Here is a 15,600-nt window from a genome sequence, read left to right on the forward strand (position 1 = left end):
CAAAATAAGCTGTAAAACTAATCTGCAATAAAAGCACATTTATGGTTACAGCATTACGCTTGTTTCCTTCGCGGGTATTAGCCCGATCAGGTTCAACGGATCCCGAATCAACGGTCTCAGCTCACACTACTTAGTAAACTAAATCGTGCTAGCACTCCGACAAGAGGGACTAATATAAACACACTAATTTAATTTAACAAGCAGATTATTGAATAATAAATTCACCTTTGAAAAACAAAGGTGAACTTAGTACTGCATTGTGGAGTTGCTTTTTTATCTGTTTAAGATTTGCGGCGACGTAAACCCATAGCCAACATCCCTAAACTAAGTAGTGCAAGAGCGCCAGGCTCAGAAACCACACCGTATGTTAGATTGTCATAACGTACATCAAACGAATTTCCATCATTTTTAGCATTTAAAATAACTTCGCCAAAAGAGATTGTTGCTGATGCTGTTTCAGAATACACCATAGTGCCGTTTACAAAATACTGCACTCCGTTATTCGCTGCTTTATATGCAATAGTGTTGAATTCATCTAGGTTAAAAAGCGTTGATAGGTCAACCCACGCGTTATCCCAGATTGCTAAACCCGCGCTAGGATCGGTAACTCCCGCCCCTTGGAATTCTAAAATTGGGTAGCTAGAGATATCATTAGCAGCATTTCTACCAACTCCCCAGAGCCCTGCAAAACGTTCACTATTGGTCCATGCCGAATCAATAAACATATCGACAGACACATAGTTTGAACCTGTGATGTCTAGTTTCATGCCTTGGGTATCGTAAAATGAACCGCCTCCAGTAGACGTTGAACCGTCGATACCCATAACAAGCTCGTTGCCAACAATTTGGAAACTCGCCGGTGCCGCACGATCTACATAAAAGTCTGCCAATGAATCGCCATTGTCAAAGGTCTTAGTGACTAGTGTTGCATGACTAGACATGGTCATAAAAGCCGAACCTAAAACTGCTAATTTAACTAATTTAGATAAATTCATAGTACTTCCTTATTTATTTAGATAACTGCAAATTTATAATTTGCATGGTTAAATATGCATATTTCAAACCTAAATTTTATCTTTTTGCTAAACAATGACTTAATCTTTTTATGTTATAAAGTTGTTAAAATTTTTGACGGTTAAAACCGCTTTTTGGTAAATAAAAATCTCGTAAATGAAAGTGGCTTTTTCAAGAGGGGTTGTAATAGAGGTTAGCTCAGCGGCAGGCAAAACCGCCATAGTGTTTTATACTAACAATGTACGAAAAATCACTGATGTTATTGTGAACCAGTCTATTGTTTGTATGTTTTCAAATGCAGTGGGTGAAAAGATCTAAGGAAAAAGGAAATGAAAAAGCAAAACAGATCGTCAAAAACATTAGACTCAGCCCCAGAGTTGAGTTCTTCACCTTGCGATATGGCACGCTTTACGGATTATTTTTTTGGTTTGGATAAAAAGCACAGAAAACGGATAGAAACGAAACAGCCAATGAAACCCCAAGGAGAGTCAGACTAGTTATCAGCAATTTTGTTTAGTTTAATACTGATTATTTTTAATGCTGCTTGCAGAGAGCGAAAAAACCAGTACCGCTACAATACTGGTTTTTTTATATGCAAAACCTACAAAAATTGACGAGCTTTAAAGTTGAAATGTTGCACGAATATACAAATTTCGACCATCGGTATCATAAGGAGCATTTCGGGAATATATCAAGCCTCGGTTTGCTTGATAAACCGCTTCTTGTGGATATGAGTCGAAAATATTCTCTGCCCCAAAGTTTAATGTCAGTTTTTCACTAACATTATAAGTGGCCGATATATCGGTGAAAAACTCACCTTCAAAATCTTGGAAAACGTCTCCATCACTGTTCCCTGAATAGTCAGTCCAAGAGCCGTAGTAGCGAACTCGCGCCATCACACTAACGACGTCCATTTGATAATTTAGACTAAGGTTCGCGGTATTTTGCGGCAGGATATTTTCGAAACGGTTACGGGTTGTGTCGTTGCCAACTAGACTACCATTAAGTACTTCAGTTTTGTTATGGTTCAGCGCTGAAGTTACCGATAAAACACCTTGGTTTAGATTAGTGATATAACCTATTACTACATCTATCCCTGTGGTGCGCGTATCAAAGTCATTTTGATAAAAGTTAACGCGGGTAATACTTTCGCCACCCGGTACACCTAAAGATGCAAATTGGATTCTTTCCTCATCGCTTACCGTGTACGTAGAAGAGGTGGCTAAGCGATTATCTACATCCACTCGATAGAAATCTAATGATGAGTGAAAGCCGCTGTCATGACGATAAACTATTCCTGCGCTCAGGTTCTTTGATTCTTCCGCTTCAAGGGGGTTGATTGTCACGTCTTCACGTTGTGACAATACCGCTGCCACATCACCTTCAGGTGAAAAACGTCCGGTTGTGAAAATATTTAATGTATTGGTGTCTAGACCTTGGGAAGTACGCTCACTAAATAGTTGCCCTGGTGTCGGCGCTTTGAATCCTGTGGATATTGTTCCTCTAAGCGCAAAGTCACTATTGATTTCATAACGGGCAGAGAGTTTACCGGTCAATTTACCGTTGCCATATTCTGAATACTTTTCATAGCGTGTGGCAAAACCAATTGTTAATAGTTCGCTTATTGGTAAATCAATATCCACATAAACTGATTGGCTATTTTGACTGGATTCTCCTGATTGATTTGGCGAAAATCCTGGGAAACCATTTGATCCAGAGGGCAAACCCACAACAGCTCCAGCGCCTATTTCATAGGATGCCAAATCGCCGGGTTTTATTTCATAAGTTTCTTTACGATATTCTGCGCCAAATGCAATATTAGCTAGGTCACTTAACATGGATGAAGCCCATAGATAATTAAAATCGGCGTTAACGTTGGTTTCAGTTTGATTTAATTCACCAATATAGAAATCAGTTGGACTTGCTGGGCCTAGGGAGGCGTTAATGCTATTGGACATGTTATATTCGATATGGTTTTGTCCAGAACCGACACTAATATCCCAATCAATATCGTTGGAAAAAGTGCCCTTGATTCCAAGATTAAATGCGTGGTCAGTATCTTCATGACCAAATTGGGGAGAAAAGCCGGCAGGATAGGTTTCCCTTAGATCAAAATCAGGGAAGACATCAGTTAAATTGAAAGCGCTGGTACTGTCTGGGTTGCGCCAGTTAAAGTCAGTTAGTCCTTCCCCTTGACCAAAAGTAGCAAATATATAAGCCATACCGATTTGAGTATCTAACCCTGAATTCAATGCAAATCGCAAGGTTTCCGTCTCCGGCTGTCCCCAGTTTTGTACCGGATTAGGTAACATAACCTCAGGGTGGTTTGCTGCGAATTGGATAGCATCAGGGCGTTGTCGGCTGCGGGAGGTTTTCTGTGCATCTGCATACTCAAAACTGATAGTGGCAAAGCCGTCATTGCCCAATTTGAATCCGCCTTTTATTCCTGCTCTGATATTTTCTCCGTCACCTTCCGCATATTCAGAATATTGGATAAAGCCTTCAAGTCCTTGGCTATCATCCAGTATGATGTTGATTACCCCTGCAATCGCATCTGAACCATATTGGGCCGATGCTCCGTCTCGCAACACCTCAATTCGTTTAATTGCTGAGCCAGGAATTTGCGATAGGTCAGGAGCTTGTGCGCCATTGCCACCTAAAAGTGCTGAACGATGGCGGCGTTTACCGTTGATTAGTACCAATGTGTGATCGGCTGATAAACCTCGTAAAGTCGCAGGTCGAACAAATACTTGACCATCTGCCATAGGTAATCTCTGTACTTTATATGAAGGTACCAGTTGAGCGAGGGTATCTGATAAGTCTTCTGAAACCGTACCCATTAGCTCATCAGCAGCAATTAGGTCAATGGGGGCACTGGAATCAAAAACAGTTTTTTCTGAAGAACGAGTTCCTGTAACAATTATACTTTCTAAATTTTTATTTATTGCAGCATCTGGTGCTTGTTGAGCCTGAGTTAAAGACGGAATGATGGCACTAACGCTGCAAACAAGACATATAGAACGAGAAATTTTTGACAATATAAACATAAATTAAACCCTAATATATTTAGATATGAATTTTGATGGGCGCTACTGTTGCACGTTTAAATGACAAAATGGTTAAGGAAAAATGGCAGTTTTATTTATCCTTAGTGATTGATTTTATTGGGTTTTAGATTTGGGTGAAATAAATTCTCGTAAAGCAAATGTTGAATGTAGATTCCTTATTTTATCAAAGTGTCATAAATTACATTTATCCTAATCATCTGATTTAAAACAATAAGAAAGCACATGAATCACTCTAAATTTTCCATAAGCCGTCGTAGTTTGTTAACTGGCGTTGCCACTACAGCGGCTATTTCGTCATTTGGAGTTGCGGCCGAGAAACAGGCTTCTTCGTTTATTTTGCCTAAAGCAAGTCAAAGTTCTGCTGGCAGTTTAGCCGCTGATGAAGCATTTTGGGCTGAAATCGCCACTTACTATGATCGGACACAGGGGATCGTCAATCTTGAGCACGGTTATTGGGGAAAAATGGCCAAGCCCGTCATTGAAGCGTATCAACGGGCAACTAAGATGGTCAATGATCAAAACTCATTTTATGCACGCAAACGCTTTCCCAAAGATATTCGGCATGCAACGAGTCGAGTGGCTCAAGCTCTGGGGGCAGAAGAGGGGGAAATTGTCTTAACTCGCAATGCCACTGAATCCATCCATAACCTGATTCGGCAATATCAAGGTTTGAGTGCTGGAGATGCGGTGTTATTTGCAGACAGTGATTATCCTAGCTTCAAAACGACAATGAAATGGTTAGAGCAGGATCAGGGAGTGAAAAGTGTCGAAGTCATTACACCTAGTCTGGCCGACCAACAGCAATTATTGCACGCCTACGTAGCTGCCTTTGATAAGCATCCAGAGATTAAATTGATGTTGCTCACCCATGTGAGTAATCAACACGGTTTAGTCTTTCCAGTCGTTGAAGTTGTCAAAGAAGCGCATAATCGGGGTATTGATGTTATTTGCGATTGCGCTCAATCGTGGGGATTAATCGACTATAAAATTAGTGATCTTGAGGTTAATTGGGCTGGATTTAATTTACATAAGTGGATAGGTTCACCTGTTGGTGTAGGCGCCTTGTACATGAAAAAAGGTAGCTTAAATAAAATTGCACCTTATCCTGGAGAGTCAGATCCTGATAACAGCCGAGCGTACACCCGTGTGCATACAGCCACGGCTAACTTCGCTGCATTTTTAGCGGTACCGACCGCACTGGATTTTCATCAGGCCATTGGTGGCGAAAATAAACAAGCGCGACTTCACTATTTGCGAGACTTGTGGTTTACAGAAGCCCAATCCATGAGCCATATCGAAGTGTTAGGCGGAAAAGACAGTATGTCATCTACAGGGATGAGTTCATTTCGACTAAAGGGAAAAAACAGTATTGATGATGCCAACAAATTGCAGCAACGACTGGAGAATGATTTTGGTATTTTCACGGTTATTCGTAAGGGGTTAGACTCCGGTGCTTGTGTCCGTATCACTCCCCAAGTATTTACCGGGGTTGATGAAATTCAACAACTCGTGGATAGTTTAAAGAAACTTGCTTAGCATGATGAAACGAGCCAGAGTGAAGCGTTGTTTTCACTCTGGCTTGCTTGTTTATAGAAGAGTTTGAAATACTTTTTGTACCACTATGTTGCTTTGTTCAGCACAAAGATCGTACCCATTGCAATTAAAGAAAACAGTGAAAGTAATATCGTCATCTAGAATATAGAATGTTTCTGTCTTATATCCAGGTTCGTCTCCACCATGGTGGTAAACGGTTTTACCATTGGATATTTCTTTAAAAATGCCTAAGCCGTATTGTAATGTCGTCGTTGCCTGTACCATGCTTTGCGGGTCTGTTATCAACTCTCTAACATCCCGTGAAATCACAGAATCTTCATCAACAATAGACTTCAGCAACAACGACATATCAGTAACGGAACTGACTAGCGGGGCGTCGGATACGCCAATATTTTCATATACAACTTTGGCATTCTCCAATTCGCCATCAATTTTAACATATCCTGAAATTATCGACCCCATGTGCTTTTCCAGGCCATTATAATAAGTACTATTAAGGCCGAGTGGAACGATTACTCGATTACGCATTTCGGTGTAATGATGTTCGCCTAAAACTTCATCTAATATAAGTCCAGCAAGTAAATACCCTGTGTTTGAATAATGAAAATCATTGCCAGGAGTGAAGTAGGCAGGCTGATCTAGTGCAAATTGTAACGCATAAGTGTCGGTTTTAAGAGAGCTAGGATCGCTCATTATAGCTGAATACCATGCTGCTTGAGTAGCAGAGTCCAAATAGTCGTAAACCCCCGCTGTATGATTTAACAGCTGTCGCAAGGTCATGCTGCGACTATTTTCGATTCGGTCAAGAATTTCATCGGGTAACCAGGTATCGATAGTTTCATCCATATTCAAAAGTCCGTCATCATGTAACATTGCCACTAGTAACGCGGTGGCTTTTTTACCAGCGCTGCCATTGGGCATAACATGATCAATTTGCATCGGAGTTTGCTGCTCTATGCTAGCTAAGCCTGCGCTACCAATGAAGTCTACTTCTGGTCCTTCAATGGACATTATTATTCCTGGAATGCCTTGAGCAACGCCATCCTCTATAAACTCTTGGTAATCCACCTCGTGAGCAACAGGTGGTTGTGTCGATGTGTTGTCGCTACTGCTGGAGCCACAAGCACCTAGTAAAAATATCGCTGAAGCGCTAGCCATTAAATAGTTAATTTTTGAGAGTTTAGTCATCATTCGTACCTTTATTAGCTGTTGTAAAGTGAAGCTAAAAGTAACTAATAAGAGGTGAACTGGGAGTGAAATAGTTAAACCAATATTTAGGTCTAGTATTGATTAATCGGGCTTTTTAGGGGGAGTGTTATTTACCAATGGAGATTAAATTGTTTAATGAATTTCACCCTGTTTTTACCTCGTTATTGTGACAATGCCGTCACTCTAACAACGTAAATAGGCATTAACCAATGAAAAAACGAATCTTAATATTAGCTTTAATAATTATATCACCTCACATATTCGCAGATACCTTGAGTGAGGCAAACCCAGTAATGCGCAACCTAACCTTGAATGATAACGAAATGCAGGTGGGATTAGGCGCATCCTATGGTTCAGGGGACGACGGAAATGATGTTCAACCCATATTTTCTTTTGCTTATGGGTTAACTGACAATTTAACTATTGGTCCAACAGGCCTACGTTATGGGATTTGGCAACGGGCTGAATCTAAAACAGGTTTGGAAGTTACCTTTGATGCAGGCTTAATGGGAATTTATGAGTCTGCAGAATATGACGATAGTTACGCATTAGGAGGTGGTTTGAGTAGTAAATACGTCTTATCTCATAACTTTTCCATTGGCATATCCGCTCATTATTTACATTGGAACGAAGACAAGCGTGATAACAAATCTGAGTTTAGAGGTGGATTGTCAGTAATTTGGCGGCTTAAACCAAACCTAAGCGTTTATGGAATCGGCGTATATCGAGAACTTGAAGATTTTGCCCAAGACAACGCCTATGCACTCTCCACAGGCGTCATTTGGAACCTATCTAATCAGGTGGACATATTCTTCGATTACACCTACACGGACTTCGATTCCGTACAAAATGGTTATGACATTGACGCTCATTTTAAACGTCAATATAGCCTTAACGTTTCTTATCGTTTCTAACCCAGATTGAAACAACCGCGCCGTCAACCTAACTTTTTTAAGTGGTTGACGTGTTGTTGAGTTTTTTGAGGAAGTATGATGAAACACCAGATTAAAATGGCAACTGTTTTGCTGCTATTGGGACTGTTTATAAGTGGCTGTTCTGTAGTGAACAGCCTGCGAATGATGTACGCCAACAAGGATATTCAAGCGATTTGGCCGAACCAAAAAGCCGATCAAATTCTACCTGCAATTTATATTGGTGAAAAACCCTATGTGCGACTATTAGTGAATGATTCAACCGAGTTGTTGTTTTTAATTGATACAGGAGCCTCTTTCACTATGGTTTTTGATACTCAAAAGGGTAAAGGTGTAAAGAAAGAAAAAGGTTTCGAGTTAGAAATCGCTGGCTGGGGAGAAGGGGAAGATACCCGAGCTTATCAATCTGAGCTGGCTAGTTTACACGTGGGGGAGGTTAAATTTGAAAACGTAAAAGTGGCGTATATTCCAATTTCGTCAAGTTCTTATTATCTGCGTGTAGATGAGGCTATTTTCGATGGTGTGTTAGGCCATGATTTACTTCGGCATTTTGCGTGGACCTTCGATAAACAAAAGGCGCAGATAACTGCATCCGCTGACAGCCAAAGTGTTCGTGCTGGGGATGCTGTCATGCCCATATCTGTATCCCTAAATAAGTTGAGTATTGACGCTACCGTTGAATTTAACCAAAGCACAACGTTGCAAAGAGAAGTTCTGATAGATACAGGCAGCAGGCACTATTTTAAAATGAGTGCAGCTTTCCCAACTCAAAATGATATAACACTACCAAATAAAAGGGTTATGGCTGCCGATTTTGGAATGAGTGGTATCACCGAGCACCAGCGGGTAACAATTCCGTCAATACACTTTCAAAATTTACAGATAAAAGATGTAAAAACTAATCTCATTCCAAGTGACGATGAAGATGACTGGTGGGTAATTGGCAGTGCGTTGATGAATCAATTTATTACCGTGGTCGATTATCATAATCTTCAGTTTATTATGCGATCCTATCCTAAGCATGTTTTTGCATCACGCTATAATTTAGCCGGAATGGAGTTACGAAAGCTGCAAAATGGAAATTTTATTGTTCGCTATGTTACAGATGGGCTTCCTGCTAAAGTCTCTGGCTTAAAAGTAGGGGATGAAGTAGTAAGCATTAATCAGTCACCAGCTAAACAGATTTCACAACAGCAGTGGATTGCACTCAACGCAAAACCGGGGAGTCACCAAATATGTGTCAAAAACGAATCTTGTTTTTCCTATGTTGGCCAGCATATTTTGGGTTATTCTTCACCTAGGTAAGGTTGATAAAGGAAAACGAAATGAGTCGATTGCTAGATAAAGTTGCTCTAATCACTGGTGAAGCCTAAGGTATAGGTTTAGCCATTGCTAAGGTTTTTATTGAAGCCGGAGCAAAGGTTTAGATTGTAGATGTTCAATCAGAGAACGGGCAAGATGCAGTTAAAAAGTTAGGTGTAGTTACCATTAATTACCTTTAGATGTGGCTGAGGAATATCACTTGAGATCGTTTACAGCCTTATTTTTAGAAATGCACGAATGTCTAGGTATTGTGGTAAACATTGCTGGTATTTTAGCGGGGACAACCGCAGCGCCTAAAAACTCAAATTAAGTGGGGCGAAGACAGAACCTAAAGGAGTTGAAAGTATGTAAATGTGTGAATCCAAACACATTTTGAATTACTTTTTGGTAAGCCGCTGTTAATGTCTAGGCCATTGCTCCTGAACAATTGTGTTATATTGTTGCTTCAATTAATAAACTCAGCATGGTGGAAATTGGTGAGTGAAAACTCAAATTAATTTAGCGGCTATTACATCTCTAATCTGTGCACTGTCTTTTATTTTTGGATTATCCCTCATTCTGCTGTGGGTCCCCGACTTTAACGAAGGGCCAACACAGCGTTTACTGGTGTTTACTGAGCACCGTATTTTAATGCAGTTCTGGTATTTTGTGGTTTATATTGTCTTTGCCATAGCAATATTGTTGCTAAGCATGCAGATAACAGCTAAGGGCAAACTAGAGCATTCGAAAACACATAAAATAACCATGTTAGTGAGTTACTTGTGGTCATCCTATATTTTTGCCAGTGGTTTAATTGCGATACTGTCAATTGAACTTCTATTTAATGCTTGGTTACCTGTCAATGGTTCAATCTCGGATGTTTGGCAAGATATTTATGCCATTCAAATGGGCTTAGGTGAAGGTGTCGAATGGGTCGGCGGGATCTGGATGCTGACTATGACGTTAACGCTAATTGAGCAACAACAGTTTCCTAGATTGATTCATGGGGTAGGTTTTATCACTGCCGTCTGTGGCTTATTAACTTTGTTCCCTAATTTCAGTATTATGGGCGCAATCTTTGGTATGTTGCAGGTGGTTTGGTTTATTTGGTTAAGTATTGTTCTTTATTTACAAGGGCGAAGCTTGCGCGCTAACGTGTAATAACGGTCACTCGATAAGTACCATCAAGCTGATCTATGGACAAATCCCAGCCCATCACAGTGGCGATACGCTTGACTAAATATTGCCCGTGGCCTAAACCTTGATAATAGGGTCTGTCGTCTGCTTCAGTTAACTCGTTTTCAAAAGTTAGTTTGTTACCCTCAGCGCTAATTTTCATACCGCCTTGATAACCATGATAAAATCCATTATTGACTAGATTTTGACAAAGAAGTGAAATCAAATAATGGTTGCCAGAGACTTTCATATTTGCCGGAATAGCAATATTAACTTGAAAACCTATGTGCGGATAAATGCGGTATATGGCCAATACTGTTTTTTCAACTATGGGTAAAATGGTTAGTGTTTCGAATTCGAGGTTCTTTTCCCTAGCTAGGGCTAACAATACTTCTACTGTTTGTTTCAATTCATTGCTAGCCTGCTCTAGAATTAAAAGCCCCTCTTTATCTAAAGGCGTTTCTTTACTCAACTCTAAGGTATTTTTAATCAGAGTAATTGGGGTGCGCAACTCATGGCTAACGTCACGAGTGAAATCTTGTTCCCTTTTAAGTGCACTTTGCAATTGTGCAAAGGTTTCAGAAAATGCGTCTGCAAGATGGCCAATTTCATCTTCCCGCTCTTTTCCTTGAATTTCGCAAGTCTGGGTGGTTCTGTGCTCGATTACGCTGTTGGTTAAAGATTGCACTGGGCGGGAGATAAGGGTTGCTAGATACCACGAACTCAGAAGTGTTAAAACAATTACTCCAATTGAAACACTAAATAAAAATAATGGCATTACAGTGGACATGTGAGAGCCAGCTTCTAGTGGTGTTCGATTGAGTAATAAAAACACCCGCGTGTTGTCAGGCAAGGGTTGTGACAATAATAAACCATCGAATGATTGTTCGGTAATTCTGCTGATCTTTTGGTTCTGATCGTATTGGAGTTGAATCTTCAGTGGTAATTGGCTCAAATCTGAATGCAATGATATATAGTCAAATCGAGGGGCGGGGATAGGACTATTCGGTCGGTAATTCGAGGCAACATACAGACCTTCGGTAAATAATATAGCCTCTGCGCTATTTTCCTGAATAATATCTGCAAATAGAAAGCTGAGCCGAATGAAAAAAATACAAATGATTAGACTCAAGCCACCAAAAGCACAAAATAGCTGTAATTTCAGAGATTTAAATTTAATCATCTAATGCCTGCAACTGGTAGCCAATATTACTTATGGTACATAAAATGGGCCTGTCCGTGACTTTTTCAAAAGACTTTCGCAAGCCGTAAATATGTGACTTTAAGGCGTTACTCTCTGGTGGCTCATCGCCCCATAAGTGGCGAATTAAATCGGAACGACTGACTGGATAAGGGTGTTCTTCAATTAATTTATGCAAAATCCGAAATCCAATGCCTGTGGTGGTTAATTCTAATTTATTAAACATGGCTTTATGGGCTCTGCAATCGATACTTAACAGGCCCTTTTGCAGAAAATTTTCACCATGCAATAACGGCCTTCTAGCTAGTGCTTCACAACGCAATACAAGCTCTCTCAAATCAAATGGTTTAGTTAAGTAATCATCAGCGCCTATTCCAAAACCTTTTGCTTTGTCTTCGAATGCGTCGCGGGCAGTTAACATTAAAATGGGAATATTACGGTCTGCAGTACGTTTTATTGCATCGCAAACATCAAGACCATCCATGTCAGGAAGGTTGAGATCCAATATAATTAAATCAAAGTGATGCTTCAAAGCTAAATTTATGCCTTGTTTACCTACGGTGGCACAATCAACAATCCAATTTTGCGCTTCCAAAAAAACAGCAACCTGTTTGGCTATAGCTAAATTGTCTTCTATCAATAATACCGACAAATTACTTTTCTTTTTTACCATGAGCAATCCTAGAGGGGACAGAGTCGTTTCAAGATCATTAATGAGGTAAATATTTCATTAGTTTTTAAAAGATGGCAAATTTTTATCAATGTTCTTCATTCATAAAAACCATACTGGCACCGCCAAGGTCAAACGAGGGTAAAATTATTGATTTTTATGGGGGCTTAATAGTTAGACATTTATGGGTGTCTCGATAATTTGTGGCGAAAATAAACAAGCGCGACTTCACTATTTGCGAGACTTGTGGTTTACAGAAGCCCAATCCATGAGCCATATCGAAGTGTTAGGCGGAAAAGACAGTATATCATCCACAGGGATGAGTTCATTTCGACTAAAGGGAAAAACCAGTATTGATGATGCTAATAAATTGCAGCAGCGACTGGAGAATGATTTTGGGATTTTCACGGTTATCCGTAAGGGATTAGACTCCGGTGCTTGTGTCCGTATCACTCCCCAAGTATTTACTGGGGCGGACGAAATTCAACAACTCGTGGATAGTTTAAAGAAACTTGTTTAGCGTATTGAAACGACAAAAATTGGAACAATTAAAGGAGGTGTCAATTGTCAATAATTTTTACACTTTGTTGGTGAAAGAATATTTTTCAACATAACCTTTTGATTTTATTTGTTTTAAAATTTGGCCTGAAAATTGTATTTGACCAATTAATAAAAACAAAAGAGTAAAAAACATGCAATACAAAAAGTTAATCGGTACGTTAGTTACCACATTTTCACTTGTTCTTTTCAGTGCATTTAGTCACGCCACAATCTTAACGTTAAATGATATTTCTTCAAATTATCGATTTGAAAACCTTCCTTCTTATTCTGAATCTGGATTTAACATTTCAGTTAATTGTAGCAATTGCGTCAACGTGTTTTCTACTGAGGAAGCAATGAGTGGTTTTGGTGCTCTTACTGCATCAACTGGCTGGGGAGCAGATGGGCGTTTCCTCGAAACTTGGAATAGGTCGTCGGTGTTTTCGTTAACACTTAATTCAGGTTTAGCGTTTGACTTCATTGGTCTAGATATTGGTTGGTTCAATAATAGTGTAAGTAACGCGAGTTGGAACGTAAGAGCCTTTGATATAGCGGGCAATCAAATCGGTACTCAAGACAACTATACTGGTATTGGTACGTTTGCAATGAATTATTACAACGTTCACAAAGTAGAACTTCAGAACAATGATGGTTATAGTTCATTTGATAACCTACAAGTGGCTCCCGTTTCCGTTCCAGAGCCAGAAGGCTTGATGTTGTTGGGCTGTGCATTATTATTTGTATCGTTATCAAGACGTCAGAAAGCACAAAGTCGATAAATACAGTTAAGTATTTATTTGATAGACAAATAAGCATTTTTTTTAAAACCAGAGTGAATCAGTGAATTCACTCTGGTTTTTATTTATAGGATGGTTTGAAATATTTTTTATACAACTAAGTTACTTAGATCAGCACAAAGTTCATAGCCATTGCAATTAAAGATAACAGTGAAAGTTATCACCATGCTTTGCGGGTCATTTCTCAATCTCTACAGCCCTTAAAATCACAGAATTTTCATCGATAATAGATTTCAGCATACTGGCACTAGCAGTGTAAAACGAGGGTGAAATTGTTGGTTTTTATGGGTGTCTTGATAGTCAGATATTTATGGCTGTCTAGCTAGTCTGTAGTGGGTGTCTCGATAATTCTTGGTTAATTCATAACATGGGTGTCTCGATAATTTTTCATAACATGGGTGTCTCGATAATTTGTTTCTTATCATGGGTGTCTCAATAATTTGCTGTAGCAGGGTTATTGCTGGCTAAATTGTAAAAAACTGCTAATTTTAGATTAAAAATAGTACAGTTAGGCGATAGCCATAGCGCTAGTACGTGCTCTGGAAACCAATTAAGGAATGATTTGTGTCCACTAATAACAATAAAGAAGCGTCTAAGGACGAAGTTAGTCAAAATGAAACGCCCATAAAGTTAGTTACCGTCCATGGTACTGGGGCGGGGGATGTCACTAGTTCAGGAGATAAGTGGTGGCAACTTGGCAGTGTCTTTATGGGGGAATTGCAAACGCGCTTAGCACTTGATCCCGCCCACGTTGAAATCGTTCCCTTTCAATGGGAAATTGGTCCTAACAGCGAAGATAAAAGGCGAGCAGCAGGGTTTGCCTTAGCTGAACAATTGAAATCCTACGACGAGGCGAAGCAAGACTACTACCTCATTGGGCATAGCCATGGTGGCTCGGTTATCTATAACGCCCTTTTAAAATCAGTAGCAAATAACGCGCCTTTTGAACGGCTTAAACTGTGGTGTACAGTGGGCACGCCTTTTTTAGACTACAGACCAAACACATTTCTATTTCAACGCCTTAGAAGCATAGGTTTAACTATTTACACTACCGGCATAGTGGCTCTAGTGTTGGGTATTTGGATCTTGTTAATGACGATGTTCAAGCCCGAGGTGAATCAAGACTTTGTGACCTTAGGTTATGCAATGACTCTGTATGGGGCTATCACTTATGTTTGCCTTTGGTTATACGAAGCGCGCAAAAAAAGTTGGTTTAGTAAAAAACAAAAACAACAAGCGGAACAGCTTTATCGAAAGTCATGGTGCGGGTTATGGCATAAAGAAGATGAAGCCATTAGTGCCCTAAGTAACGTTCAAAATATCAGTGCGCCTATTATTCCAAACAGTTTTTTGATGCCCATTGTTGCCGGTTTGCAATTTGGATTGGTTATTTTTGTTGGGTTGATATTTGCGTTCGATTTAGCCTTTAATGACGGTGAAATGCTGACTTATTTTGTTTCAGCCGAAGATGGTACAGAAGGTTTTAGTATCGGGGGAATTACCTTTTCTATCGCATTTGAAATTTTACTTATTTGGATACCAGCTACTTGGGTACTGACGAAGTTATTGAGTGTTTTAGCGTTTTTATTTGGTCGGCCAATGGCGTATATACTCAATAAAGTGATTTGGACCTCAATTCAGAAACGTGCCTGGGGCGATGATTTATTAAAAGAGGATGTGCATGCCATAAGCTCACATCCACCTCAATTTGCCCATAAATGTGACTTTTTGGATGAGGCAATAGCCGAGCCTCTGCGTAAACACAGTGAAAAAAATGCCATTAAAACCTTGCACAAAGTACGTTTAGTATTAGGTATGTCCGAAAGTGCAGGGGCTTCGCCTGACATTCGTACCGAGTTAACCGATAGTCTCAATTGGCAGGAGTTAATACATACTTCCTATTTTGATGTGCCTGCGTTCATCGATCTACTCGCTGACTCTTTAAAACAAGCGGGCTTAGTGAGTTTAGATAAGTAGTTTTAATGGAATTAACCGATGACCTTGTAACTAAAGGCGCTTTGGTGAAAATTCAATAAAATCAATGCATTGTCGCATGGGTTATCGATTGTATTTATGTTTCTAAAGATTGAATCAGCGACTGATTTTATCAAAAACAAAAATTTTGCTTCTATTGCAA

Annotated in this window: 13 protein-coding genes and 1 riboswitch; of the genes, 8 read left to right on the forward strand and 5 right to left on the reverse strand. The window is 39.7% G+C overall.

Going from position 1 to position 15,600, the window contains the following annotated elements:
• Positions 1 to 46: 46 nt before the first annotated feature.
• A riboswitch (TPP riboswitch) is annotated at positions 47 to 169 on the reverse strand.
• 112 nt (positions 170 to 281) lie between these two features.
• Positions 282 to 995 carry a PEP-CTERM sorting domain-containing protein gene (locus AB6T38_RS14840; protein ID WP_372548042.1) on the reverse strand — a complete coding sequence of 238 codons (714 nt, stop codon included), beginning with the start codon at positions 993 to 995 and terminating at the stop codon, positions 282 to 284.
• 348 nt (positions 996 to 1,343) lie between these two features.
• On the opposite strand from AB6T38_RS14840, the gene AB6T38_RS14845 reads away from it, so the two are divergent.
• Positions 1,344 to 1,511: a hypothetical protein gene (locus AB6T38_RS14845; RefSeq protein ID WP_372548043.1), complete on the forward strand. Its 168-nt coding sequence runs from the start codon at positions 1,344 to 1,346 to the stop codon at positions 1,509 to 1,511.
• A 123-nt stretch (positions 1,512 to 1,634) separates the two neighbouring features.
• Here AB6T38_RS14845 and AB6T38_RS14850 read toward each other — a convergent pair whose 3' ends face one another.
• Positions 1,635 to 4,061 carry a TonB-dependent receptor plug domain-containing protein gene (locus AB6T38_RS14850; protein WP_372548044.1) on the reverse strand — a complete coding sequence of 809 codons (2,427 nt, stop codon included), beginning with the start codon at positions 4,059 to 4,061 and terminating at the stop codon, positions 1,635 to 1,637.
• A gap of 243 nt (positions 4,062 to 4,304) precedes the next feature.
• Here AB6T38_RS14850 and AB6T38_RS14855 point away from each other — a divergent pair, with 243 nt between their 5' ends.
• Positions 4,305 to 5,618 (forward strand): aminotransferase class V-fold PLP-dependent enzyme, encoded by a 1,314-nt coding sequence (locus tag AB6T38_RS14855; RefSeq protein WP_372548045.1) that lies wholly within the window; start codon positions 4,305 to 4,307, stop codon positions 5,616 to 5,618.
• Between the two features lie 51 nt (positions 5,619 to 5,669).
• Here AB6T38_RS14855 and AB6T38_RS14860 read toward each other — a convergent pair whose 3' ends face one another.
• Complete coding sequence (locus tag AB6T38_RS14860; protein ID WP_372548046.1) at positions 5,670 to 6,824, reverse strand: serine hydrolase domain-containing protein; 1,155 nt, start codon at positions 6,822 to 6,824, stop codon at positions 5,670 to 5,672.
• Positions 6,825 to 7,054: 230 nt separating this feature from the next.
• Here AB6T38_RS14860 and AB6T38_RS14865 point away from each other — a divergent pair, with 230 nt between their 5' ends.
• The 3 genes from AB6T38_RS14865 to AB6T38_RS14875 all read left to right on the forward strand — a co-directional run bounded on the left by AB6T38_RS14865 (position 7,055) and on the right by AB6T38_RS14875 (position 10,240).
• On the forward strand, positions 7,055 to 7,759 hold the full coding sequence (locus tag AB6T38_RS14865; RefSeq protein ID WP_372548047.1) for a hypothetical protein: 705 nt from the start codon (positions 7,055 to 7,057) through the stop codon (positions 7,757 to 7,759).
• A 78-nt stretch (positions 7,760 to 7,837) separates the two neighbouring features.
• Positions 7,838 to 9,082 (forward strand): aspartyl protease family protein, encoded by a 1,245-nt coding sequence (locus AB6T38_RS14870; RefSeq protein ID WP_372548048.1) that lies wholly within the window; start codon positions 7,838 to 7,840, stop codon positions 9,080 to 9,082.
• Positions 9,083 to 9,580: 498 nt separating this feature from the next.
• A complete protein-coding gene (locus tag AB6T38_RS14875; protein ID WP_372548049.1) occupies positions 9,581 to 10,240 on the forward strand; it encodes a hypothetical protein in 660 nt (219 codons plus the stop codon).
• Here the strand turns inward: AB6T38_RS14875 and AB6T38_RS14880 are convergent.
• Positions 10,230 to 11,438: a sensor histidine kinase gene (locus AB6T38_RS14880; RefSeq protein WP_372548050.1), complete on the reverse strand. Its 1,209-nt coding sequence runs from the start codon at positions 11,436 to 11,438 to the stop codon at positions 10,230 to 10,232. The two genes, AB6T38_RS14875 and AB6T38_RS14880, sit on opposite strands and share 11 nt — an antisense overlap.
• Positions 11,431 to 12,129, reverse strand: a complete 699-nt coding sequence (locus AB6T38_RS14885) for a response regulator transcription factor (RefSeq protein WP_372548051.1) — start codon at positions 12,127 to 12,129, stop codon at positions 11,431 to 11,433. Before AB6T38_RS14885 ends, AB6T38_RS14880 begins: the two co-directional genes overlap by 8 nt.
• Positions 12,130 to 12,310: 181 nt before the next feature.
• Here AB6T38_RS14885 and AB6T38_RS14890 point away from each other — a divergent pair, with 181 nt between their 5' ends.
• The 3 genes from AB6T38_RS14890 (at position 12,311) to AB6T38_RS14900 (ending at position 15,440) form a co-directional block, all read left to right on the forward strand.
• Positions 12,311 to 12,646: a hypothetical protein gene (locus AB6T38_RS14890; RefSeq protein WP_372548052.1), complete on the forward strand. Its 336-nt coding sequence runs from the start codon at positions 12,311 to 12,313 to the stop codon at positions 12,644 to 12,646.
• Between the two features lie 172 nt (positions 12,647 to 12,818).
• Positions 12,819 to 13,445, forward strand: coding sequence for a PEP-CTERM sorting domain-containing protein (locus AB6T38_RS14895; protein WP_372548053.1), 627 nt, complete (start codon positions 12,819 to 12,821; stop codon positions 13,443 to 13,445).
• Positions 13,446 to 14,027: 582 nt separating this feature from the next.
• The gene (locus tag AB6T38_RS14900; protein WP_372548054.1) at positions 14,028 to 15,440 is read left to right on the forward strand and encodes a hypothetical protein; all 1,413 of its coding nucleotides are present in this window, start codon (positions 14,028 to 14,030) and stop codon (positions 15,438 to 15,440) included.
• Positions 15,441 to 15,600: the final 160 nt, after the last annotated feature.

Source organism: Aliiglaciecola sp. SL4, from assembly GCF_041538045.1.
Classification (GTDB): domain Bacteria; phylum Pseudomonadota; class Gammaproteobacteria; order Enterobacterales; family Alteromonadaceae; genus Aliiglaciecola.

Coding starts and splice junctions, on each gene's coding strand:
- AB6T38_RS14840 (WP_372548042.1), bottom strand. CDS start 995: ATGAATTTATCTAAATTAGTTAAATTAGCAGTTTTAGGTTCGGCTTTT.
- AB6T38_RS14845 (WP_372548043.1), top strand. CDS start 1,344: ATGAAAAAGCAAAACAGATCGTCAAAAACATTAGACTCAGCCCCAGAG.
- AB6T38_RS14850 (WP_372548044.1), bottom strand. CDS start 4,061: ATGTTTATATTGTCAAAAATTTCTCGTTCTATATGTCTTGTTTGCAGC.
- AB6T38_RS14855 (WP_372548045.1), top strand. CDS start 4,305: ATGAATCACTCTAAATTTTCCATAAGCCGTCGTAGTTTGTTAACTGGC.
- AB6T38_RS14860 (WP_372548046.1), bottom strand. CDS start 6,824: ATGACTAAACTCTCAAAAATTAACTATTTAATGGCTAGCGCTTCAGCG.
- AB6T38_RS14865 (WP_372548047.1), top strand. CDS start 7,055: ATGAAAAAACGAATCTTAATATTAGCTTTAATAATTATATCACCTCAC.
- AB6T38_RS14870 (WP_372548048.1), top strand. CDS start 7,838: ATGAAACACCAGATTAAAATGGCAACTGTTTTGCTGCTATTGGGACTG.
- AB6T38_RS14880 (WP_372548050.1), bottom strand. CDS start 11,438: ATGATTAAATTTAAATCTCTGAAATTACAGCTATTTTGTGCTTTTGGT.
- AB6T38_RS14885 (WP_372548051.1), bottom strand. CDS start 12,129: ATGGTAAAAAAGAAAAGTAATTTGTCGGTATTATTGATAGAAGACAAT.
- AB6T38_RS14890 (WP_372548052.1), top strand. CDS start 12,311: ATGGGTGTCTCGATAATTTGTGGCGAAAATAAACAAGCGCGACTTCAC.
- AB6T38_RS14895 (WP_372548053.1), top strand. CDS start 12,819: ATGCAATACAAAAAGTTAATCGGTACGTTAGTTACCACATTTTCACTT.